We start from the raw sequence: 1,107 nt of genomic DNA on the forward strand, positions 1-1,107 counted from the left end.
TTTTTTGTACAAAAGTGCAAATATTTTCATGTACAATTAATTATCTTTTTGGCCGACCTTGGATAAGGCCTCAGCAGTCCTGTAAGAACTGCCAAGGATATTTACAGTACTAGAATGGTGAACCAGTCTATCAAGAATGGCACTTGCTAACATATTATCTACAAAGATGTCTGACCAATCAGATAAATTAATATTACTAGTTATAATGGTGCTTTTTTTCTCATATCTACGATCTATTAGTTGAAAAAACATTTTAGCTTCTTGTTCTCCTATAGGTAAATAACCTATTTCATCAATAATAAGTAGCTTATACTTTGAAAAATACTTTATCCTATAATGAAATAATGCATTTAGATTAACTGTCGCTTTTATGGTAGAAATCTTGTAGAAAGAACAAATTTTTTCTTGTGGTAGAGGGGAAAGATGTTCTTTCTCTTTTTTATATACAAGAATAGGTGGTACTCCTGTACCTTGGCATATCCTTCCTACAATACATGGAACTACTTTAAATCCATAATCATCAGCGAACTGCTGAAACTTAGGATTTACAGTTCCTTTATTACTCTCAGTTCTAGCTTTAAGCATCATTGTTGTTGCATTATCTATTAATATTTCCTTTGGAACACCTCCTATAATTTCAAATGAATTTGCTAAAAAATCTAAAACACAATCTAAACTCACTGATGGATAAATTGTCCATACTTTAAATCTTGATGCAGATAAAATCAAACTTCCTACGTTAATGATAATCTTTTCTCCATTTTTAAATGTAAAATTGATTTTTTCTTTCCAATCAAACTGAGCTTGTAGTATTCATCTATTACAGACTTTTTCTTTTTTCTTTCCTTTTTATCATCTCCTAGATAATATTTCTTGGCAGTCCTTCTATCGATCCCTAAATTTCTTGCTATCTCACTGAATTTTAGTTTGTCCAAGTTATTTGCCTCCACAATTGTTCTAAGTTTCTTTAAATCTTCTACTGAATTAATTTCAACATCTGTTACTAATTTATATTTCATTTTATCACCCAATAAAATTGTGTATTTTTATTGGGTTTTGTACATAGTTATTTTTGCATTTTTGTACATTTCTATTTTAGCATTTATA

2 protein-coding genes are annotated in these 1,107 nt (G+C 29.3%); both read right to left on the minus strand.

Annotated elements, in window-relative coordinates:
• Positions 1-36: 36 nt before the first annotated feature.
• Complete coding sequence (locus L21TH_RS15015) at positions 37-729, minus strand: ATP-binding protein (RefSeq protein WP_006306813.1); 693 nt, start codon at positions 727-729, stop codon at positions 37-39.
• Between the two features lie 5 nt (positions 730-734).
• Positions 735-1,031, minus strand: a complete 297-nt coding sequence (locus tag L21TH_RS01000; protein ID WP_162138475.1) for a hypothetical protein — start codon at positions 1,029-1,031, stop codon at positions 735-737.
• Between the last annotated feature and the right edge of the window lie 76 nt (positions 1,032-1,107).

The sequence above is a fragment of the Caldisalinibacter kiritimatiensis genome (assembly GCF_000387765.1).
In the GTDB taxonomy this organism is placed as follows: Bacteria; Bacillota; Clostridia; order Tissierellales; family Caldisalinibacteraceae; genus Caldisalinibacter; species Caldisalinibacter kiritimatiensis.